The organism is Phyllobacterium sophorae, assembly GCF_003010965.1.
Taxonomy (GTDB): Bacteria; Pseudomonadota; Alphaproteobacteria; order Rhizobiales; family Rhizobiaceae; genus Phyllobacterium; species Phyllobacterium sophorae.
On record NZ_PGGM01000004.1, the window covers coordinates 138,408 to 158,371 of the forward strand.

General features: G+C 56.2%; 22 protein-coding genes. 13 read left to right on the top strand and 9 right to left on the bottom strand.

Features of this window, described 5'->3' with window-relative positions; translation table 11 throughout:
- The 3 genes from CU103_RS11500 to CU103_RS11510 form a co-directional block, all read right to left on the bottom strand.
- Positions 1–912, bottom strand: a complete 912-nt coding sequence (locus CU103_RS11500) for an ABC transporter permease subunit (RefSeq protein WP_106664072.1) — start codon at positions 910–912, stop codon at positions 1–3.
- Between the two features lie 12 nt (positions 913–924).
- Positions 925–1,929, bottom strand: a complete 1,005-nt coding sequence (locus CU103_RS11505) for an ABC transporter permease subunit (RefSeq protein WP_106664073.1) — start codon at positions 1,927–1,929, stop codon at positions 925–927.
- Between the two features lie 112 nt (positions 1,930–2,041).
- The gene (locus CU103_RS11510) at positions 2,042–3,649 is read right to left on the bottom strand and encodes an ABC transporter substrate-binding protein (protein WP_106664074.1); all 1,608 of its coding nucleotides are present in this window, start codon (positions 3,647–3,649) and stop codon (positions 2,042–2,044) included.
- Positions 3,650–3,983: 334 nt separating this feature from the next.
- Here CU103_RS11510 and CU103_RS11515 point away from each other — a divergent pair, with 334 nt between their 5' ends.
- The 5 genes from CU103_RS11515 to CU103_RS11535 all read left to right on the top strand — a co-directional run bounded on the left by CU103_RS11515 (position 3,984) and on the right by CU103_RS11535 (position 7,885).
- Positions 3,984–4,745 (top strand): 3-hydroxyacyl-CoA dehydrogenase, encoded by a 762-nt coding sequence (locus CU103_RS11515; protein WP_106664075.1) that lies wholly within the window; start codon positions 3,984–3,986, stop codon positions 4,743–4,745.
- A 132-nt stretch (positions 4,746–4,877) separates the two neighbouring features.
- A complete protein-coding gene (locus tag CU103_RS11520; RefSeq protein WP_106664076.1) occupies positions 4,878–6,068 on the top strand; it encodes a hypothetical protein in 1,191 nt (396 codons plus the stop codon).
- Positions 6,065–6,655 (top strand): protein-S-isoprenylcysteine O-methyltransferase, encoded by a 591-nt coding sequence (locus tag CU103_RS11525; protein ID WP_106664077.1) that lies wholly within the window; start codon positions 6,065–6,067, stop codon positions 6,653–6,655. Before CU103_RS11520 ends, CU103_RS11525 begins: the two co-directional genes overlap by 4 nt.
- 72 nt (positions 6,656–6,727) lie before the next feature.
- On the top strand, positions 6,728–7,348 hold the full coding sequence (locus CU103_RS11530; RefSeq protein ID WP_106664078.1) for a hypothetical protein: 621 nt from the start codon (positions 6,728–6,730) through the stop codon (positions 7,346–7,348).
- Between the two features lie 147 nt (positions 7,349–7,495).
- On the top strand, positions 7,496–7,885 hold the full coding sequence (locus CU103_RS11535) for a DUF930 domain-containing protein (RefSeq protein WP_106664079.1): 390 nt from the start codon (positions 7,496–7,498) through the stop codon (positions 7,883–7,885).
- A 46-nt stretch (positions 7,886–7,931) separates the two neighbouring features.
- On the opposite strand, the gene CU103_RS11540 is transcribed toward CU103_RS11535, so the two are convergent.
- Positions 7,932–8,879 carry a cell wall hydrolase gene (locus tag CU103_RS11540; RefSeq protein ID WP_106664080.1) on the bottom strand — a complete coding sequence of 316 codons (948 nt, stop codon included), beginning with the start codon at positions 8,877–8,879 and terminating at the stop codon, positions 7,932–7,934.
- A gap of 238 nt (positions 8,880–9,117) precedes the next feature.
- On the opposite strand from CU103_RS11540, the gene CU103_RS11545 reads away from it, so the two are divergent.
- The 3 genes from CU103_RS11545 (at position 9,118) to CU103_RS11555 (ending at position 11,030) form a co-directional block, all read left to right on the top strand.
- Positions 9,118–9,309, top strand: a complete 192-nt coding sequence (locus CU103_RS11545; protein WP_106664081.1) for a hypothetical protein — start codon at positions 9,118–9,120, stop codon at positions 9,307–9,309.
- Positions 9,310–9,393: 84 nt separating this feature from the next.
- Positions 9,394–10,173 carry a HugZ family pyridoxamine 5'-phosphate oxidase gene (locus tag CU103_RS11550; protein WP_106664082.1) on the top strand — a complete coding sequence of 260 codons (780 nt, stop codon included), beginning with the start codon at positions 9,394–9,396 and terminating at the stop codon, positions 10,171–10,173.
- Positions 10,170–11,030 carry a TrmH family RNA methyltransferase gene (locus tag CU103_RS11555; RefSeq protein ID WP_106664083.1) on the top strand — a complete coding sequence of 287 codons (861 nt, stop codon included), beginning with the start codon at positions 10,170–10,172 and terminating at the stop codon, positions 11,028–11,030. Before CU103_RS11550 ends, CU103_RS11555 begins: the two co-directional genes overlap by 4 nt.
- Here the strand turns inward: CU103_RS11555 and CU103_RS11560 are convergent.
- Both CU103_RS11560 and CU103_RS11565 read right to left on the bottom strand, forming a co-directional pair.
- Positions 10,983–12,035, bottom strand: coding sequence for a coiled-coil domain-containing protein (locus CU103_RS11560; protein WP_146147784.1), 1,053 nt, complete (start codon positions 12,033–12,035; stop codon positions 10,983–10,985). The two genes, CU103_RS11555 and CU103_RS11560, sit on opposite strands and share 48 nt — an antisense overlap.
- Before the next feature lie 125 nt (positions 12,036–12,160).
- On the bottom strand, positions 12,161–12,739 hold the full coding sequence (locus CU103_RS11565; protein WP_106664085.1) for a DUF1134 domain-containing protein: 579 nt from the start codon (positions 12,737–12,739) through the stop codon (positions 12,161–12,163).
- Positions 12,740–13,060: 321 nt separating this feature from the next.
- On the opposite strand from CU103_RS11565, the gene chpT reads away from it, so the two are divergent.
- From chpT to CU103_RS11585, 4 genes are all read left to right on the top strand, one after another.
- A complete protein-coding gene (gene chpT / locus CU103_RS11570) occupies positions 13,061–13,690 on the top strand; it encodes a histidine phosphotransferase ChpT (protein ID WP_106664086.1) in 630 nt (209 codons plus the stop codon).
- A gap of 120 nt (positions 13,691–13,810) precedes the next feature.
- A complete protein-coding gene (locus CU103_RS11575) occupies positions 13,811–14,179 on the top strand; it encodes a response regulator (protein WP_106664269.1) in 369 nt (122 codons plus the stop codon).
- 132 nt (positions 14,180–14,311) lie between these two features.
- Positions 14,312–14,941, top strand: a complete 630-nt coding sequence (locus tag CU103_RS11580) for a bleomycin resistance protein (protein ID WP_106664087.1) — start codon at positions 14,312–14,314, stop codon at positions 14,939–14,941.
- Positions 14,942–15,060: 119 nt separating this feature from the next.
- A complete protein-coding gene (locus CU103_RS11585) occupies positions 15,061–15,447 on the top strand; it encodes a cupin domain-containing protein (protein ID WP_106664088.1) in 387 nt (128 codons plus the stop codon).
- A 51-nt stretch (positions 15,448–15,498) separates the two neighbouring features.
- Here CU103_RS11585 and ctrA read toward each other — a convergent pair whose 3' ends face one another.
- Entirely contained in the window at positions 15,499–16,200 is a 702-nt protein-coding gene (gene ctrA, locus CU103_RS11590; protein ID WP_099998139.1) for a response regulator transcription factor CtrA, read from the bottom strand.
- Positions 16,201–16,693: 493 nt separating this feature from the next.
- Between ctrA and CU103_RS11595 the strand changes: the two genes are divergently transcribed.
- Positions 16,694–17,077: a flagellar export protein FliJ gene (locus CU103_RS11595; RefSeq protein WP_106664089.1), complete on the top strand. Its 384-nt coding sequence runs from the start codon at positions 16,694–16,696 to the stop codon at positions 17,075–17,077.
- Between the two features lie 137 nt (positions 17,078–17,214).
- Here the strand turns inward: CU103_RS11595 and CU103_RS11600 are convergent, their stop codons facing one another.
- Positions 17,215–17,499: a GNAT family N-acetyltransferase gene (locus CU103_RS11600; protein WP_210203756.1), complete on the bottom strand. Its 285-nt coding sequence runs from the start codon at positions 17,497–17,499 to the stop codon at positions 17,215–17,217.
- A gap of 76 nt (positions 17,500–17,575) precedes the next feature.
- The gene (locus tag CU103_RS11605; RefSeq protein WP_106664091.1) at positions 17,576–19,687 is read right to left on the bottom strand and encodes a carboxy terminal-processing peptidase; all 2,112 of its coding nucleotides are present in this window, start codon (positions 19,685–19,687) and stop codon (positions 17,576–17,578) included.
- Positions 19,688–19,964: the final 277 nt, after the last annotated feature.

Sequence of the window (19,964 nt, forward strand, 5' to 3'; positions counted from 1 at the left end):
TCAGCTCCTCTTCAGTTTGGGATCGAGGGCATCGCGCAACCCGTCACCGATGAGATTGATAGCGAGCACCGTAATGAGAATTGCAAGGCCGGGGAAGGTTACCACCCACCAATGACCACTGGAAATGAACTCACGGGCATCAGCAAGCATGGTGCCCCATTCCGGCGTTGGCGGCTGCGCACCATAGCCCAGGAACCCGAGCGCCGCAGCATCGAGAATCGCATTGGAGAAGGACAGTGTTGCCTGCACGATCAGCGGCGCCATGCAGTTGGGCAGGATCGTCTTGAACATCAACCGGAGCGGACCGGCACCGGCCACCTTGGCCGCGACGACATAGTCACGGGTCTTCTCGGCCATGACAGCGGCACGGGTGAGCCGCACGAAATGCGGCTGGAACACCAGTGCAATCGCAATCATCGCATTGACCAGACCCGGTCCAAGGACCGCAACCAGAACCAGCGCCAGGAGCAATGACGGGAAGGCGAGGATAATATCCATCAGCCGCATGATTAGGGTATCGACCCATCCGCGGAAGTAACCGGCGATGACGCCAAGAAAAATGCCGCCAACGAGCGCGATGGTGGTAACGATGACGCCGATGAACAATGAATAGCGGGCGCCATAGATCAGACGCGAGAAGATGTCCCGGCCAACGGCATCTGTGCCGAGCAGGTAGGTCAGTCTCCCGCCCTCCTGGCCGAATGGCGGCAGAAGCACGGCATCGCGGTACTGATCGGCCGGTCCGTGCGGCGCGATCCATGGGGCCAGCAGAGCGACGAAGACCAGCAGAACGAAAAAGCTCAGCCCCATGACAGCGCCGCGGTTCTCGGAAAAATAATACCAGAACTCAAACAGGCGCCGCCGGAGCGACGAATCGGTGGAAGAGCCACCATGAACGGTTGTTTCGGCCATACCCTAAATCCTTTAGTGGCGAATGCGCGGGTTGATCAGGCCATAAAGCAGGTCGACGGCAAGGTTGACCAGCATAATGGTGGCGGCAATGATAAGCAGGGCACCCTGGATAACTGCGTAGTCACGGCGGCTGACGGAATCGACCAGCCATTTGCCAATGCCCGGCCAGGAGAAAATCGTCTCGGTCAGAATCGCTCCAGCCAGCATAACGCCGACCTGCAGACCGATGGTCGTTACGACCGGGATCATGGCGTTTCTCAGCGCATGAACGCCGATGACGCGCAGTGGCGACAGGCCTTTTGCGCGAGCGGTGCGAACATAGTCTTCTGACAATACTTCGAGCATGGCCGAGCGGGTCTGACGCGCGATGACAGCGAGCGGGATCGTGCCAAGCACGATTGTTGGCAGGATCAAATGGCTGATCGCCGATTTGAAGGCGCCCGCTTGTCCGGAAATCAGCGAGTCGATCAGCATGAAGCCCGTGACCGACGGAAAGAAAAACATTAGAGATATGCGTCCCGACACCGGCGTCCAATGCAGCGTATTGGAGACAAGCATGATCAAGAGCAGGCCCCACCAGAAAATGGGCATGGAAAAGCCGATCAGCGCAGTCCCCATGATTGCCTGATCAAAGAACGAGCCGCGCTTGATTGCCGCAAACACACCGGCGGGTATCCCCAGCAGAACCGCAAAGGTGATTGCGCAGAGCGAAAGCTCCAGCGTCGCGGGGAATAGCTGGAAGAACTGGTCGAGAACCGGCTGTTTGGTTACGATCGACGTGCCAAAATCACCGCGCATGACACCCCACAGATAGTCGAGATACTGGATGACTATCGGCCGGTCGAAGCCGAGTTCATGCGAAATCGCGGCATGCCGCTCCGGTGACATAACGCGTTCGCCGGAAAGCAGCGCCACCGGATCGCCCGGCAGCATGCGAATGAACGAAAAGGCGATGATCGAAACCCCGATAAAGGTCAGGATCATGACCGATGCGCGCCCTACAAAAAATTTGAACATGTCGTACCCTCTTGCCGCAACGCGGCCTGCTTTCCGGCTCTTATTACTGTTTTCGCACGGAAGCAAAAAAGGCGCCCGCCAGACGGGCGCCTTTCATACCACTTATCGCTTGTTACTCGACAATGTCGACGCCGTCGAAGGCGAAGTCACCGAGCGGGCTCTGATGGAAGCCCTCAACGCCCTTGCGCATTGGCACGAGCGAGAGCGAGTGATCAAGCGTTGCCCAGGGTGCATCCTTCTTGAAGACGACCTGCGCCTGCTCGTAGAGCTTGGTGCGTTCCGCCAGGTCAGTCGTCTCCTTGGCCTTGGTCACCAGGTCGTCAAACTCCTTGTTGCACCACTGCGCGCGGTTGTTGCCGCCGACAGCGTCGCAACCAAGCAAGGTATCAAGGAAGTTATCCGGATCACCATTGTCGCCGGTCCAGCCGAGAATGGCAGCGCCGTCGCGGTCCTTGGCCTTGGACTTGTCGAGATATTCGGCCCATTCATAGGAAACGATCTCGGCCTTGACGCCAACCTTCGCGAGATCGGACTGCATCAACTCGGCAGCGCGGCGTGCATTGACCATGTATGGCCGCGCAACCGGCATCGCCCAGATCTTCATCGAAAGATCCTTCACGCCCGCATCGGCAAGCATCTTCTTGGCTGCTTCCGGATCGTATTTGTCGTCCTCAATCGACTTGTTGTAGGACCACATCGTTGGCGGGATCGGATTTGTGGCTGGAGTCGCCAGCCCCTGGAACACGCCATCGACGATAGCCTGCTTGTTGATCGCCATGTTGAGTGCCTTGCGTACCTCAACCTTGTCGAACGGCGGGACGAGTGTGTTGTAGGCCAGATAGGCTACATTGAGGCCTTCCTGCTCCATCACCTTCAGCTGTGGATCGGCTTTCATTGACGCCACGTCGCTGGGGTTCGGATAAGGCATCAAGTGGCATTCGCCGGCCTTGAGCTTCTGGTAGCGAACCGATGCGTCGGTTGTGATCGCGAATACCAGATCATCGATCTTCTGCTTGCCATTCCAATAGTCCGGATTGGCCTTGTAGCGGATAACCGCGTCCTGCTGATAGGCGACAAAGATGAATGGACCCGTGCCTACCGGCATCTGGTTCATCTGGTTCATCTTGCCATCGGCTTGAAGCTTGTCGGCATATTCCTTGGAAAGGATCGAGATGAATGGCATCGCCACATTGGCCAGGAACGGCGCTTCTTTGCGCTTGAGCGTGAACTTGACCGTCATGTCGTCGACCTTCTCGATCGACTGGAGCAGTTCGGGGAACCCCATGCCGGCAAAATATTCCCAGGAGGTGCCCGTAACATAGCTGTGCCACGGATTGTCCGTCTTCCATTGACGTTCAAATGAGAAGATCACGTCATCGGCGTTGAGTTCACGAGTCGGCGTGAAGTATTCGGTCGTCTGGAACTTGACGCCCGGACGCAGCTTGAACGTGTACTGCAGGCCATCGTCGGAAATCGTCCAGCTCTCGGCCAAACCAGCTTCCGGCTCCGTCGTGCCGGGCTTGAATTCAAGCAGGCGATTGTAAACTGTATGCGCTGCTGCGTCGAAAGTATTGCCGCCCGTGTAAAGGCCGGGGTCAAACCCTTCCGGCGACGCTTCCGAGCAAAAAACAAAGGTTTTGGCCGAGGCTCCACCTGCCATCAGCCCACTGGTCATCAATGCGAGCGCGCTGGCCGCAAGGAGTTTCTTGTAGGTATTCATTTTTTCCACCTTCAGAGGTTTTTTTGTGTTGCAGGCCCCCATGCCTGCAACGAAGATTGCATGGAAGCCTTTGCAATGTCGCAATGCAAGCAGATTTATTCGCAGTCAACCCGTCAAAGGCCGCATAATTGTCGATTCTGGGGAAAATCTCCCACCAGAAAGAAAAAATGGTGAAATCCACTAAAAATTCGTCCACTGACTTCCGGTATGCGGTATCGATCAGTCTTCAAATTGCCGCGAATAAGACGAATTCTGGTGCCCAAAAACGGTTCTCTGTCTGGATATGCGCCAAAACTCATGCAAGAAGACATGAAAGAGCACAAGGAGTGGCATTTTGAACATTCAGGGCCAGACGGCCATTGTAACAGGAGGCGGATCGGGTCTCGGGGCTGCAACCGCACGGGCATTGGCCGAAAAAGGCGCCAAGGTTGCGCTTTTCGATATCAATCTCGAAGCGGCACAGAAACTTGCTGACGAGATCGGCGGCCTTGCCCTCGCCTGCAATGTCTCGAGCGCTGGCGATGCCGAGCAAGCCGTATCACGGGTCGTCGATGAACTCGGCTCACCGCGCGTCCTTGTCAATTGTGCAGGTATTGCCAATGCCGGCCGCATCGTTGGCCGCGACGGTCCGCATGATCTTGAACTTTATCGCCGCGTGATCGAAGTCAATCTCATCGGTTCGTTTAACATGCTGCGCCTCGTCAGCGATGTGGCCGCAAAGCTTGAACCTTTGGAAACAGGCGAACGCGGCGTCATCATCTCGACCGCATCTGTAGCTGCTTTTGACGGCCAGATCGGTCAGGCCGCCTACGCTTCTTCGAAGGCAGGCATCGCCGGCCTCACCCTGCCCGCCGCCCGCGAACTTGCGCGTTTCGGCATTCGCGTCATGGCGATCGCACCGGGAATTTTCGGCACGCCAATGCTGCTTGCCATGCCGCAGGAGGTACAGGATTCGCTTGCAGCCTCCATCCCCTTCCCTTCCCGGCTCGGAAAGCCCGAGGAATATGCGGCACTGGCGCTGCATATTATTGAAAACCCGATGCTGAATGGCGAGACCATCAGGCTCGACGGCGCAATTCGCATGGCGCCAAAATAGAACCCCGGATGTATGAAGTGACCGGAATGCGTTGCCGGCTATTTTCTGTTAACATCGGCCATCTAAACTCGTTCTTGCTGAGCTATTGCGCTGATCACTGATCCGAATTCACCGGTTCCTGAAAGGTGGCAAATGTCCGTTGCCGAGCGTCTCGTAATTTTACTGCCAGGCTTTGAACACATGCCGGTCGAGGCACATCACCGGCGCTTCATGCGCGAGGCGCAAAAAACGGCGCCGGTCTATGATATTCAATTGGCCGAGACTGCTCCACTCGATGTTTCTTCAGCCGGTGATGCAGTAGCCACGGGTCAATTCAGTCTTACGTCCTCCGGTGAAAACTGGACGACGAGAACGGATTTCATTCTCTATGGCCTCGGCGACATCACCATGTTCTATGCGTCGCGCAATCCACTTGTGCGGCTGTTGAGCGGGATCGTGGCACTCCTCGACTTCGTTGTGACGGGAACATTCTTCCGCTTTGTCGCGACCAGCTGGCGCTATGCCCTGTTTTTCCTGTACCCGATCGTTCTGATCGCAATCATCCTCGCATTATCATACGGTATTGGCAGCGCCGCTACCGCTATTGGCCCGGACGGACCGATCATCCCGCTGATCCTTTCGTTCCTCTCCGTGGTCGCGCTGTTCTGGTTTGCGGCCAGCAAAATGCACTTCTTGCTCATTATGGATGATTGGGCATTCGCTCACGATATGGCGCGTCGACGGCGGCCCGAAGTCTTGGCCAGAGTGGAAAAAGTCGTCGCCGATGCTGCGGCTCGTATCGGTAATACACCGCCAAACACCGAAATCCTTGTAGCCGCACACAGCCTCGGCGCGATTTGCGCGCTCCAGATACTTGACGCTGCCCTCAGTCAGGATGCTTCCAGAAACTACGGCCTTCTCACTGTTGGTTCGAGCCTTCTGAAAGTGGCGCTGCACCCTGCAGCCCGGGCGCTACGTCAGAAGGTCGGGACGGTCGCGCGTAGCAATACGATCTGGGTCGATGTTCAGGCGCTAACCGATCCGATGAATTTCTACAAATCCGACCCTGTGCGCGATCTCGGGATTGCCAATGGCACATCGCCTGTTCCTGTCAGGGTTCGATTTCGCAGCCAGCTTTGCGATGAAGCATACAAGGCTATTCGCCATGATTTTTTCAGGGTGCACCGCCAGTTTGTCTTTGGCGTCGAAAGGCGCACGCACTATTCCTGGCACGCCATCCTGTGCGGGCCGGAGCATTTTTCCGACATCGCGATGAAGGGGGGGCTTCCTTGCGAGCGTTCTGCTCCTCTTCCACTCAAATTATCTGAACCTGCCGCATCATGATTTCACTTGTGACCGCCGGAAAAGTCGTTTGGGTGGCCTTTGTGGCCGGCTGGTATCTGTTGCGCCGTCCATTCGATCGGCGCGCACGCCGGGCAAGGCTGACAATCGACCGGAGGAAGGGCGCCGATACCATTCGTCTTGCCATCTCTGCCACGGGCCTTGGCATCATCCCGTTGATTTATGTTGCTACAGGGCAGCCGCGTTCAGCCTCGTACCCGGCGAGCCCTTTGCTTTTTGTCGCGGGAATATGCACCGCTGTCACCGCACTCGTGCTCTTTCGGCTGACGCACAAGGCGCTCGGTCAGATGTGGTCCGTTTCGTTGCAACTGAAGCAGGATCACAAACTCATCACAACCGGCATTTACAAGTACCTTCGCCATCCGATGTATACAGCCTTCTGGTTGATGGCATTGACCCAGGCCCTGCTCTTGCCCAATTATGTCGCAGGTCTCGCCGGTGTCGTTGGCTTTGGCTTTTTGTTTTTCTCCCGCATAGGACCGGAGGAGGCGATGATGGAAGAGGCTTTCGGAGAAGAATATCATCGATATCGCGCTCGCACCTGGCGCGTCCTGCCCTATCTCTACTGATTCCGGATCGAAAGAAATTTGATCGTGCGAAAAGCCGCCTCGTCCCCGTTCAACCAATTATTGGCGGGCCTCATGGTAATCGCTTTGGCCGTCTTTCAGCCGGCAATGGCGGCAACCAGTTCGAAAATCATATCAACCTCTGTTCCGGAGATCCCACAGCTTACCTGCGCGGCCCACGGAAAACCCAATGGTACGGATGCAAAGCTCACCGCCAATCGCGAGAAATCCGGTGATCCGGCCTATATCGAATTTCGCCAGCGTTTCTCGTCCAGCATCCCGAGTGGTCATGTCTATGTGGTCTTCGGCAGGCTGGACGCCAAGGGCGAGCCGGTCACACGCCAATACATCGGTCTGTTTCCAAGAGGTAGCCTGATTGGACTTTATGGCGGTGCAATAGTGCCTGTGCCAGCAGACCTGGCCCCGAGTTTTGAGGATTGCCGCTTTACGCCAAACGCCGCTTATCGCGTTTCGCTGACCGAACAGCAATACCAGCAGTTGCTGGAAAAGGTCCGGGCCAACCTCGCCAATCCCCCGAAGTGGAGGATGTTCGGCTTCAATTGCAACAATTTTGCCGCCACCCTTGGCAGTGTCGCAGGCATGGTCGAACCCGCCAATCGGTCGCAACCATCCTTCTCGTACATCTATTCCTTTATTGAAGCCAACGGCGATAAAGAACGGAAAGTTGCCGGCTAGAGGCCATTGCTTGAATACAACCGCCCTTTCATAATTTGGACCCAATCCGATTGGTATCTAGCGGGCGCGCCAGCGTGTGATTCAACCAGCGCGGCAAGTTGGTAGCAATGCCCGATGCATCCCTTGTAATTTGAAAGCCGGTCAGGAATGAGAATAATCAGCGTCATCCTCTTGCTGTCGGCCGCCTTGGCGAGCCCAGCCCGAGCCATGGATTCTGGCGCTGCCGAGGAGCTGGAACGGCTCGACCCGCAAACGCGGCTGGAGCAGCGCTGCGATCTTGAGGCGATGGAACGCATCCACAAGGATCCGGCACGGCTCGTTCCGGACGAACTCGTCGCCTATGCTTTTGAGGAGCCCAAGATCAAGGGCGATAAGATTCGTTCAGCGGGCGCTGCGTTCCGCAGCAAGGGCGAATGGTATCATCTGTCCTATACCTGCTCGACCTTGCCTGACCACATGACGATCTTGACGTTTCAATATGCCATCGGCCAGATGGTTCCCCACAACGAGTGGGCCCACCATTACCTGGTACCGTGAATGGTTCGGGCTTGGCGCCCGAACCCCCTCAATCATACCCCGATCTTCAGAGAGAGTTTGGACGATCTTGCGCCAGCAGCATCTGGCCGATCGCATCGACAGCCTTGCCATTTGGCGCCTCATAAGCCATCAGGCCGGGCTGCGTCGTCGTCTGCGAAGACTGTACCGGCTGAGCAACCTGCACAGTCTGCACAGTCGACGACCTGTAATCCATCGCCTGAGGCGGCGGATCCATCGGTACGGCGACCTTCGTTGTGTCGAATGACATCGGAGCAATGTCCGCCTGCGCAACGAGAACGGGCCGGCTGGTCACACGTCCGCCAGTCGGTGTTGACGTTGTTGCAAGTGCCGGTTGCGATGCGGTTGCAATCAGAACGGTATTGGCGGACTTTGCGCCGGCCATTCTTGTGCTGGCTATATAGGCATTGGCAATCGCAATGCTCGCGTCCTTGGAAGCAATCTCGGCCGTATGATAACGGTCGCGCTTCTCATAAAAGGCATTGCCGCCGGCCACCACCGTGTAGTGCATGTTCTTGTAAGGGAAGCGGAGACCCGCCGTGTGGAAAAACATTGCGTTTTTCACCTTGGGATTGCGTTCACCCTTGAGGACGGCGTCTGCAGCTGCCTGTACATCCGGCAGGGCGGCAGATTTCATTGGACGGGAAAGCACGCCGGGAGCGAACTGCCCCTTCTGGCCGACAACGCCGCAAATGGTGTTGCCCCATTTGCCGGAATCGAGCCGGTTCATCACCACTGTGCCGACTGCAAGCAATCCGTCCTGGCTGGAGCGGTTTGATTCGAAGAACATTGCCCGTTCAAGGCATTCCTTGTCCTTGGGTGTATAGGCATATGTCTTGCTGCCGCTGGTGCGCGACGTCAGATTGGCGGTAAGCTTACTGGAATGTTGACCGGTCTGTGTACAACCACTGACAAGCCCGGCGGCTGCGACAATGCCCGCAATAGAATGGATTTTCCACTTAGCGAAGCCGATCACGAAGCAATTCTCATCGCTGTTGTTCCTGCTGGTGAAGGTGCCCACAGAATGAACCCATTTGGGGCCAAACAATGGCAAGTATGATTATTGTGCAACATGACGATAGCATCCGTTTGAAATTATGAGGTTATTTTATTCAGTTCACGAGCAAAAATTTTCAATAATGGCAAAATTAAGAATTTGTTTACCGTATTTGCCTTAAACTTGATGCAACTGATCACGCTCAAAAGGCAATCTGATGCGCACGCCTGCTGCCCGGTATGATACCCGCGAATCACTGATGGAGGCACTGCGAGAGTTGATGGTGCTTCAGGTTCCTGCCGAAGAAGTCGCGCCGGTTCTCTGCACGATCGGCCCGGTCGATCTGGATCTGCTCGCCGATTGCATGAATGATATCGGCCTCAGCGAAAATCGCTCCATCGCTGCCTGATCTTCCGGCGCCGCCTTCAAATAACTTGTTCGCTTCTCCCTGACGAACTATCAATCTGATGTACGCCAGGATGAAGGAGCAGCCGTGACCGAAAATAAGGATGTTTTGCGCGAGATTGACGATGGCGCAATCCGTCTGGCCCGCACATTGCTGCGTACCGCCCGCCACGCGGTCATTGCCACGCTGGATCCCCAGACCGGAGATCCTATTGCCACCCGCGTTGGCCTCTCCACCGACCATGACGGCGCGCCCATTATTCTTGTTTCCGCCCTCGCCGCCCACACGCCGGCGCTTCTTGCCGATCCGCGCTGCTCGCTCCTGGTTGGCGAACCTGGCAAGGGCGATCCGCTCGCTTCCCCACGCATGACCATGTCCGCGCGTGCCCGGGAGATATCGCGCGATGCGCCCGAGCATGCGCGCATTGAATGGCGTTATTTGTCTCACCTGCCCAAATCAAAGCTCTACGTCAGCCTTGGCGATTTTCGCTTCTTCCGGCTCGAACCGGATCACGTGAGACTGAATGGCGGGTTTGGCCGGGCCTATCAGCTCGCGGCAAGTGAATGGTTGAGCCTCAGCCCGGCAAACGATGAGCTTGCGGCGGCCGAAAAAAGTGCGGTCGAACACATGAACCGGGACCATGCGGATGCCATCGCGCTCTACGCCCGCTTTTTTGCCAGGGCGGCGGACAGTAACTGGCGGCTGACCGGCATCGATGCCGACGGTTTCGATTTGGCCGATGGAGATGACGTGCTGCGGATATTCTTCCCCGAGCCGCTGACCTCGGCAAAGGATATGCATATGACGCTGGTACGCATGGCCGGGGAAGCGCGGGCCGGGCTGGGCGCCTCGCACCCCTCCACATGACATCTTCCGGGTCTCCGGATTGTCAGTGGCTGGAGCGCAGGGTAACCCGGGTCTCCGAAGCAGGCGATGAGCGTCTTGCGCCTTACCGCAACGTGCGCGAGCGCGATCTGGTAGGTCGCGGGGGCCGCTTCATCGCCGAAGGCAAGGTCGTCCTCAATGTGCTGCTGTCCAATCCGGCATTTGCAGTAGAGTCGCTCCTCATACTGGAGAACAGGCTCGTAGGGCTCACGGAGCAATTGCAGCGCTGTCCGGCCGATGTGCCCGTCTTCTGCGTATCGCGCGAAACTATGGATGCGATTGCCGGCTTCCCGATGCACCGCGGCATCCTGGCCGTAGGCAGGCGCAGCGCGCCCCATTCGCTGCAAATGCTCGTGGAAACCCTGCCTGAAAAGGCTCTGGTCGTCGTTCTTTGCGGCATTTCCAACCATGACAATATGGGTTCGATCTTTCGCAACGCCGCCGCTTTCGAGGCGGATTGCATCCTGATGGACGAGACCAGTTGTGATCCGCTCTACCGCAAGGCGATCCGTGTTTCAGTCGGAGCTGCTCTCAAGGTTCCCTTTGCCCGGCAAGGATCGATCGAAACGATCGTAGACGGATTGCGGCACGCCGGTTTCGAACTCTTTGCTCTCAGCCCGTCGGGCAAAACAAGCATCTACGACGCCGAGCCTTCACCGCGCACGGCACTGCTGCTTGGCACCGAGGGCGAAGGCTTGCCCAAGGCGCTTTTGCAACAGCTGCGAACAGTGAATATTCCGATGTCCAGCAGCTTCGACAGTCTGAATGTCGCGACTGCCTCAGGCATCGCCCTATCGCGATTCAGCCGTTTTTCCAGCCTCGGACGCCGCGGCTTGTAGCGCGCGAATACGATCGGCAAGGCTCACGATCAACTCGCCGTTTTCGTCATGGACGCGAGGCAAATCATTGCCGGCCTTGGCCAAAAGTTCATTGATCGGGGATGCCGGTCCTTCCAGTCTTGCGACCATGGCAACGACTTGCGATGCCAGGGCGTTCATCTCCTCTCGCAGGATTTTTGCCTCCTGGGCCTCGACCACCGCCTGCTTGCCCCGCGGCACGTCGAGGACGGACGAGCCTTGCTTGCGTCCTTCGGCAAGCACCTTGCGCAGTCGCTCGTTGATTCGCTCTATTTCCTTCTCGCGGCGGGAGAGCCTTGCTTCCGTATCGGACAGTTTGGCCATGAGCCCGTGCGCCTGTTTCTCAAATTCAGCACTGCGTTTGGCTTCCTGCGCCGATGAATGCTGCAGGGCTTGCAGATCGGCTTCGACCTTCCGCCGCTGCTCATCACTGTCGCGTTTGCCCTGACGCGCCTGTTTCAATTCGTCCGACAGGTTTTCGATCCGGGTCGATTGCGCAGCCAATTCGATTTGCAGACTGTCGGAATTGATCGCAAGATTCGACATACGGCGATTGAGGAGCTCAAGTTCTGACGAACGCTGCTCGAGCGATTTTTCCGTGCCGGACAGGTTCTTGGTGGATTTCTCGAGATTTTGTTCGTGATCCGCGAGCCTGGCGCATAGCGCGGCAATGGTTTCATCGCGCGCCGCGAGGTCAGCCTTTAGATTGCGTGCCAGGCGCTCCCTCGCGCCGAGCTCCACCAGCTGCAATGCTGCCTTTTCCTTTTCATCTTGAAGGGTCAATTCCAGCTTGCGCTCGGCGACTGCATGTCCGGCACGCATGCCATCCATCTGTGCCTGTATCTCGTTGAGGGTAAGCGGCGTCTCTGCCTCGACATTTCTGCGGGTAATCAGCATCGCCCGGCGCCAGATTGGCGGTGCAACGAGCAGCGCCAGCAAGACGGCGCTCAGAAATCCAAGAGCGAAATATAGTGCAGACTGGATCACGATCGAGGTCCTGTTAGAGCGGAGAACGTCCTTTTTGGTACAGCGTGTATTAGCAGACCAGCCGGCCAACACAAAGACGCGGGCGATAAGCCCGCGTCCTGGTTGGCAAATATCGGCTTAATGGATCAAAATGGATTCCATGTTGGCGTCTGGGTCAACTTCAGATAGCCGACATTGACACCAAGACGAGCGCCCACACCCGTCCTGATTGGCACGAGCAAGACTTGGTTGCGCTTGAGCACGTTGAAACCGACACCTGCAAAGAGATAGGCGGAACCGGCGACGCCGACGAAACGGCCATACAGATTTTGTATATCGTCGAGATTGTAGACAAGCATCATGACGCGCGAGCCCTGCCCGCCGAAATCCCATCCGATGGACGGCCCTTGCCAGAAAGTTTTGTGGTCACCGGCATTCTTTGTATACAGCGAGCCTTCGCCATAGGTCAGGCCGCCGATAAGCGCGCCGGAGCCTTCTTCGCCAAGGACATAGCCGTTGGGCAAGCCGTAACTCTGGAACACCTTTTCGACAGCCGTGGCGAGCCCGCCCGATGTTGATCCGAAGAATCTTTGGCCGGAGTTGACGATCTCCTCCATCGTATAGGTTTCCTGCGCCCGCGCCGTCTGCGCTTGTGCGACAACGAGCGACACGATGGTCAGAAAGAGAAGAAAGCCACGGTTCAAAGACAAGAGTAGAGACGCCATCATAATTCCTTTTGGCTGTTCGCTTCTTTGCCTGACGCCTGATACGGATGTGTGCAGATCTTGCGCCTGCTTTCTAATTGAACGCTATTTAAGGCGCTAAACCTTGTATAAAAGTTTATGAATCGATCTTGGCATTTCAATGACTTGCAAAGATTGGCAAAAACGCACGAATTTCAGCATTTTCGGCGCTTTTACCACGACGTTCTTGCCGATCGGGATCAGGCTATGTATCCAAATGGGTCAGAAATCAGAGTGATTCGCGGTAGGTACTGATTCGCGGCAACGTCTGAACCAACCAGACAAATTTCAGGAGATTCCCCAATGACATTGCCCGTTATTCTCTCGGCAACGGACCTAGGAGCGCTCCTCAGCAGCCGCATCTGCCACGACATCATTTCGCCGGTTGGCGCGATCAATAACGGCCTTGAACTCCTTGAGGAAGGTGGTGCCGACGAAGACGCAATGAACCTGATCAAATCCAGCGCACGGAGCGCTTCTGCACGGCTGCAGTTCGCCCGCATTGCCTTCGGCGCTGCGGGTTCCGCCGGCGTCCAGATCGACACAGGCGATGCCCAGAACGTTGCCAACGAATACATGAAGGGCGAAAAGGCGGAATTTTCCTGGGAAGGCACTCGCGTGCTTCTGCCGAAGAACAAGGTGAAGCTCCTGCTCAATCTGGTGCTGATCGGCAACGCAGCGCTGCCGCGCGGTGGCACATTGTCAGTGGTCCTGGAGACTCCGGAAACGCAACCGCGTTTCGTCCTGACGTCACGGGGACCCATGCTGCGCGTACCGCCGAAATTTCTCGAGCTTCACAGCGGCAAGGTCCCTGAAGAACCGATTGATGCCCATGCCGTGCAGCCGTATTATACGCTCCTCCTCGCGCAGGAAGCCGGAATGACCATCTCGATCCATGCCTCGCCGGAAGAGATCGTTTTCACTGCCGCGTGATACTTTCTTAAAAGTTGCGCCAAAATTTACCATCAACCTTGGGTATTTGTTCACCCAGGGCCTGCTAGTCTTCCGCCCGAAACAGCAAAAATGGGCCTCATGGCGCAGGAGAAATTTCCATTGCTACGTTGCATGATCGTTGACGGATCGCCGGTCGTCAGGAAGGTTGCGCGTCGTCTCATAGCCGGCGACACCACCGTCGTGACCACCGCCGATACCGGCTTTCAGACGGTTGCCGCCTGCAGCGTCGAGATGCCCGATTTGATCATTCTGGACAGCGCCCTGGCCGATATGCCTGCCACAGATATCATCGCGCAGATACGTGCCTTGCCTGGTGGCGAGAACAGCAAGATCTATCTCTGCCTGCCCGAAATCGACGTTACCAAGATCATGCGGGCAAAGCGCGCCGGTGCTGCCGGATATCTTCTGAAGCCATTCAACCGCGCATCGATTGCCGAAATCCTCCCTCAGGTACCCATGACGGGTTGAACGGTCACTCTTCCAGAATCTTGACATACCAGTCTGCGTCACAGTAGCGTAGATCCGCTGCTGTAGGGCGCATCGGCTTTCGGCCGGAGGGGCAACGCCCGCCTACGACAACCTCGAACGTAGTGCGCGCCCATGCGGAATTTGGAAAACCTGAAAAAGCAAGCAAAGCTCTATCTGCGATGGCATCGCGATGGATATCATCCGGTGGCAGCCGAGATCAGGATGTTCTTGACCCGATTTCGAAGCCTGAGCGATGATCAGATTCTGGAACAGACCTTCCGGCTCGGCGATGCCCAGGAGCTTGTTGCCAGGAAAGCCGGTTTCGAAAATTGGGAGGCGCTGAACAAAGGAATCCAGACCATGCCCGATTTAGCCGTTCCAGCCGCATCACGCCCCTTTCTCGCCATCGTTGAGCCACAGCTTTTTGTCTCTGATATCAAGGCATCCTGTGACTTCTATCGTATCGTGCTCGGCTTCGAGACCCGCTTCATCCATGGCGAACCGCCTTATTATTGCCAATTGGCTCGAGACGCCGTCAGGCTCAATCTCCGGCAGGTGGATGGTCCTGTTTTTGATACCCGCTTGAGATCCGAACAACACTTGCTCTCGGCGACAATCGTGCTCGACGACGTCAAGTCTCTCTACTTGGAATATCAGGAACGGGGCGCTCTGTTTCACCAGGCGTTGAAAGCCGAACCTTGGGGTGCGCGCACCTTCATTGTCAGGGACCCCGACGGAAATCTCATTGCATTTGCAGGCTGAACGCTCCGGCGCGCCAAAAATTCCGGATGAATGCCTCGCTCCTGATTTGCACAATCGTACAAGACCCGGGTTTCAAGGCCGGATTAAGAATTCCAGGTACTCAACCAACTGGAGGCATCATGCAGACGAACAGAGCCACAAGGACCTACAGTGCTATCAACTTTTCCGAGAAATTCGGCCTCTTCTCAGAGCAATGGCTACCGAAAGTTGTGGCTGAACTCAATGATTACCAATTCAAGATTGCGCGGCTTGAAGGAGATTTCATCTGGCATGACCATCCGGAGACAGACGAGGCCTTCATCGTCCTCGACGGCGAGCTGCGCATTGATTTCCGTGACGGCTTCGTCTGCTTGAAAGCCGGAGAAATGTTCGTGGTTCCCAAGGGCGTCGAGCACAAGCCGTTCGCCGAAAGGGAGGTCAAGCTGATGCTGATCGAGCCGCGCGGAGTCCTGAATACCGGCCACGAAGGTGGTGAGCGTACAGCCCGGAACGACATCTGGATCTAACACGAAAGGCTCCGCAATACGGAGCCTTTTGATTGTTCCCGCTGAATGGGATCAGGCGATTTCGCGCATTTCTGTCGCGTCAGGTTCGCGCAGCACATAGCCGCGGCCCCAGACGGTCTCGATGTAATTGATGCCGTCCGATGCCGAATCGAGCTTCTTGCGCAACTTGCAGATGAAGACGTCGATGATCTTGAGTTCCGGCTCGTCCATGCCCCCGTAAAGGTGGTTCAGGAACATTTCCTTGGTGAGCGTCGTGCCCTTGCGGAGCGAGAGCAGCTCCAGCATCTGGTATTCCTTGCCGGTCAGGTGAACGCGCTGGCCTGCGACTTCGACCGTCTTGGCATCGAGATTGACGATCAGGTCGCCCGTAGTGATGACTGACTGGGCATGGCCCTTCGAACGGCGCACGATCGCGTGGATACGGGCGACCAGTTCGTCCTTATGGAAAGGCTTGGTCATGTAGTCGTCAGCGCCGAAGCCGAGGCCACGAACCTTGTCCTCGATCCCGGCCATGCCCGAGAGGATGAGGATCGGTGTCTTCACCTTCGACAGGCGCAAGGTCCTCAGGACTTCATAACCGGACATGTCCGGCAGGTTGAGGTCGAGGAGGATGATATCGTAGTCGTAGAGCTTGCCGAGATCGACGCCCTCTTCGCCCAGATCCGTCGTATAAACATTGAAGCTTTCCGACTTGAGCATCAACTCGATGCTCTGGGCCGTTGCACTATCGTCTTCGATTAAAAGAACCCGCATATCATTCCCCTTTTCCCGCCGCTGAAATGGGTTGCCCAATAAACCTCAGTCAGGGCAATCCCGAAGCCAGGTCGCGAAACAAGCCGTTTCCATAACGTTAAGATTGCCACCGAATGGTTAACAAAATCTAATTCCGCTTTGCAAGTGCCTTTGACTCTTAAATTAAAGATCGCGGGCACAGCATTGATTCATAAGGTCAAGTCGCCAGTCAAAAACCATCAGGCACAGCTTGAGGTTCAGGATCTAAGCGACTCATTCGACTCGATAAAATCTCTTCCTAAAAACTTCAGGTTTCGGTTTACCGAGCTTTAAGTCTTAAGGCGTATGATTAATGCTGAACGTAAAGGAAAGGTTACCAGACGGGGCAGCCTTTAAGTTTTTGTTTCATTTTCCCGAAGTGATTCGGGTAAAACGCCAGCCGGGTGACCCTCGCCAATGCTTTTGGTGACATCACAATACCGGCCTCAGGATGAGCGTTTAGGGGGTAGTGAGTATGAAGTCGCATGAAGGTTTGGTTCGGCTGAAGCTCTTTCAGGTCAAGGAAAAGCGCCGCCAGCTCGGTCAGCTCGATCTGATGATGGGTGAGTTCGAACGTATGGCTGCTGAATTGGACGCGCAGATCCTGTCCGAGGAAAAAAAGGCCGGCATCACCGACATTTCGCATTTCGCTTATCCGACATTCGCCAAGGCTGCCCGCCAGCGCCGCGACAATCTGTTTGATTCGATCCGCGATCTGAAAACGCAGAAAGATGACGCCGAAGCGGCGCTTGCCGAATCGGAAGCGGAACTTGCCAAGGCTGAAGCGCTCGAACAGCGGGACGGCAAGCCGCGCGATGAAGAAATGCCCGTTGCCGACAGGCGCGCGATGATCGGTTAGCCCGAGCGCTTTTGAGCCTGAAGAATCAGCTGGTGTAGATTGCGAGGACCGGAACGCAACGGATTTGTTTCTCTCCGAGCACGGGAAAACACAGAATCCTCGTCAGATCGCCGTCAGATCGAAATTATCAAAAGCCCTCATCGTTGCTGAATAACATCCGCCCATTCCGCATGCCGAAGCGATTGCGCGCGCATGAACGGACAGAGCGGGATGATCTTCCATCCCCCAGCCCGTGCATCTTCCACCGCATGCAGCGCGAGAGCCTGGCCAACACCCTGACCGCGCAGCGCATCCGGCACGGCGGTATGATCGACGATGATCAGATGCGGGCTCGCCCGCGAGAATGTCATTTCGGCTTCCTGGCCTGACACGACCGTGACGTACCGCCCGCCCTTTTCCGTCTCCTGCTTGTCGATCTTGATCTGACCTGCCATCGTTGCACTATCTTTCATATTGCGGCACAGCGCTCAACTTTGGCGCGCTGCCTGACGTGTTGTTTCAATTGTTCTTTGCCGACTGGATTTTCAGGAGTTCTGATGCGTCATTGAGAATATGCACGGTCTCGTCCAGGAGGACGTCTTTAGCATCCTTCAGTGCCTTCTCGCTCGCGATATCGGCGCTCAAGCTGCGCTCGTTGGCCTGCATTCCATCTTCCTGGAATACAAGATCGGCCGGTGACACGGAACCCTTGCCCTCAGCTGCCTCGCGCGCCTTCAAACGGTTTACCTGACGGTCTCGTTCAACACGCCTCTCGGTCTCATTGAGTGAGATTACGCGCTTCCGGCGCAACTCGTTCAATTCGTTCACGTCTTCCACCAGATCGCTAAAATCCTTGTCATTTTTGGATCGGGCATCGTGGCGCCTTTGAAGTTCTGGCAGCGCCTGCTTGATATCACCGAGAGGCGAATAATCCGCTGGCTTGATTTGCAGCCACGGCAAGGCATTGTCATAGCTCGACTCTCCCAGCTTTTCCTCGTCCGCGAATCCAGGCAGGCTGATATCCGGCGTCACACCGCGAAGCTGCGTGGTACCGCCATTGATGCGGAAAAACTGAGCTACCGTCATCTTCAACTCACCGAACGCCGGCTTCGCATTGCGCGCCTCCTCATCCAGATCGACCACTGTTTGAACCGTGCCTTTGCCAAAACTCGGTTCGCCAATAATGACGCCCCGGCCGTAATCCTGTATGGCTGCGGCAAAAATCTCGGAAGCAGAGGCCGATCCGCGATTGATGAGAACGGCAAGCGGACCCGTCCAGCGCGCCTTGCCACGGGTGTTTCCATTTACTTTGATCTCGCCGTCGCCGTTGCGCTGCTGCAGAACTGGGCCCTTGCCCACGAACAAGCCGGTCAGTTCGATGGCCTGCGGCAACGAACCACCGCCATTGTCGCGCAGATCGATAACCACGCCATCGACCTTATCTTGCTCCAGTTCATCCAACAGCTTGGCGACATCGCGGCTCGCGCTTCGATAGTTCTTGTCACCACGCCGCCGCGCATCGAAGTCTTCGTAGAATGTGGGTAGCGAAATCACGCCGATTTTGCGCGCGATATCGCCGTCCTTTACGATCTTGACGCTTTTATTAGCGGCCTGTTTCTCCAGATTTATCTTGTCTCGCACCAGCGTGACCAGGCGATGTTTGCCGTCGAGCCCGGCGTCCGTGGGCAATATATCCAGCCGGACCACCGTATCTTTCTCGCCCCGTATCAATTTTACAACTTCGTTCACGCGCGTCCCGACGACGTCCACCAATGTGCCGTCTTTGCCTTGCGCCACGCCAACGATCCTGTCGCCGACCGCGAGCTGGCCCGATAGCTGTGCCGGACCACCCGGCACCAGCTCCCGTATCGTCGTGTATTCGTCACGCTCCTGGAGCACGGCACCGATACCCACCAGTGAAAGCTTCATCGAAATGTCGAAATCCGAAGCCGCTGCTACGCCAAGATAGTCCGTATGAGGCTCGATCGAGGTCGTGTAGGCAGTCATGAACGTCTGGAAGACATCATTGCTCTGGTATTTGTAGGCCCGTGCTTGCAAGTTTCCATACCGCTTGCCAAGGGTCTCGCGTATTTTTGCGTCGGCCGTGCCAGCCAATTTCAGGCGCAGCCAGTCGTTCTTCACGCGCTTGCGCCATAATTCCTGGCTCTCCGCTTCGGATTTCGGCCAGGGCTCCTTTTCGCGCATGACCACATAGTCTTCGTTCTGACTGAAATCGAAGCCGTTATTGAGCAATTCGCGAGCGAAACTCAGGCGCTCTACGACGCGCTGCTCATACACATTAAAGATGGTAAACGGGATACTCAGATCGTCGCTGTAAATGGCATCATCGATCTTGTCCCTGCTGGCCATGAACTGATCGATATCGGACTGCAGGAAAAAAAAGCGCTCCGGGTCGAGTGATTCTATGTAACGACTGATGATCTTGGCAGACAAGGCGTCGTCCAAAGGCACCTTCTTATAGTGGTAATGTGACAGAATCTGCGCGCTCAGATGCGCAGCCTTCGCCTGGTCCTCTACCGGCGCCAGCACTGGCGGCGAACCGGTCTCCAGCGCCTGGGCGGAGGAAACAAAGGCCAGCAAAACAAACAGCAAGGCGAATTTGGTACGCATAAAGGGCTTCAATCCAATGTTCTGTGTCGATCAATTCATCAAGAATTCAGATATTCTCAATAACTGGCGGCAATGGGGCGGCGCTCAAGGACGCGTCGAGTTTCATGTCAGGCAAGGCGGAAATGGCGGTTTTTGACGATCGGGCGCAGTGTACATTCCCATACATGAGCCCCGGATCGCAGAAAAGCGCCATTTGCAGCCGCCATGGCGTGAATATCGACACACCCAAGAACCCTAGTATGGATTTCATCCATGGGAAGCGTCAATCGGGTACAAG

What these genes read in the sequence shown, in the direction of transcription:
- CU103_RS11545 (WP_106664081.1), top strand. Translation starts at nt 9,118, where the DNA reads ATGCGCACGCCTGCTGCCCGGTATGATACCCGCGAATCACTGATGGAG.
- ctrA (WP_099998139.1), bottom strand. Translation starts at nt 16,200, where the DNA reads ATGCGGGTTCTTTTAATCGAAGACGATAGTGCAACGGCCCAGAGCATC.
- CU103_RS11555 (WP_106664083.1), top strand. Translation starts at nt 10,170, where the DNA reads ATGACATCTTCCGGGTCTCCGGATTGTCAGTGGCTGGAGCGCAGGGTA.
- chpT (WP_106664086.1), top strand. Translation starts at nt 13,061, where the DNA reads ATGACATTGCCCGTTATTCTCTCGGCAACGGACCTAGGAGCGCTCCTC.
- CU103_RS11580 (WP_106664087.1), top strand. Translation starts at nt 14,312, where the DNA reads ATGCGGAATTTGGAAAACCTGAAAAAGCAAGCAAAGCTCTATCTGCGA.
- CU103_RS11525 (WP_106664077.1), top strand. Translation starts at nt 6,065, where the DNA reads ATGATTTCACTTGTGACCGCCGGAAAAGTCGTTTGGGTGGCCTTTGTG.
- CU103_RS11535 (WP_106664079.1), top strand. Translation starts at nt 7,496, where the DNA reads ATGAGAATAATCAGCGTCATCCTCTTGCTGTCGGCCGCCTTGGCGAGC.
- CU103_RS11505 (WP_106664073.1), bottom strand. Translation starts at nt 1,929, where the DNA reads ATGTTCAAATTTTTTGTAGGGCGCGCATCGGTCATGATCCTGACCTTT.
- CU103_RS11510 (WP_106664074.1), bottom strand. Translation starts at nt 3,649, where the DNA reads ATGAATACCTACAAGAAACTCCTTGCGGCCAGCGCGCTCGCATTGATG.
- CU103_RS11605 (WP_106664091.1), bottom strand. Translation starts at nt 19,687, where the DNA reads ATGCGTACCAAATTCGCCTTGCTGTTTGTTTTGCTGGCCTTTGTTTCC.
- CU103_RS11530 (WP_106664078.1), top strand. Translation starts at nt 6,728, where the DNA reads ATGGTAATCGCTTTGGCCGTCTTTCAGCCGGCAATGGCGGCAACCAGT.
- CU103_RS11595 (WP_106664089.1), top strand. Translation starts at nt 16,694, where the DNA reads ATGAAGTCGCATGAAGGTTTGGTTCGGCTGAAGCTCTTTCAGGTCAAG.
- CU103_RS11500 (WP_106664072.1), bottom strand. Translation starts at nt 912, where the DNA reads ATGGCCGAAACAACCGTTCATGGTGGCTCTTCCACCGATTCGTCGCTC.
- CU103_RS11520 (WP_106664076.1), top strand. Translation starts at nt 4,878, where the DNA reads ATGTCCGTTGCCGAGCGTCTCGTAATTTTACTGCCAGGCTTTGAACAC.
- CU103_RS11585 (WP_106664088.1), top strand. Translation starts at nt 15,061, where the DNA reads ATGCAGACGAACAGAGCCACAAGGACCTACAGTGCTATCAACTTTTCC.
- CU103_RS11565 (WP_106664085.1), bottom strand. Translation starts at nt 12,739, where the DNA reads ATGGCGTCTCTACTCTTGTCTTTGAACCGTGGCTTTCTTCTCTTTCTG.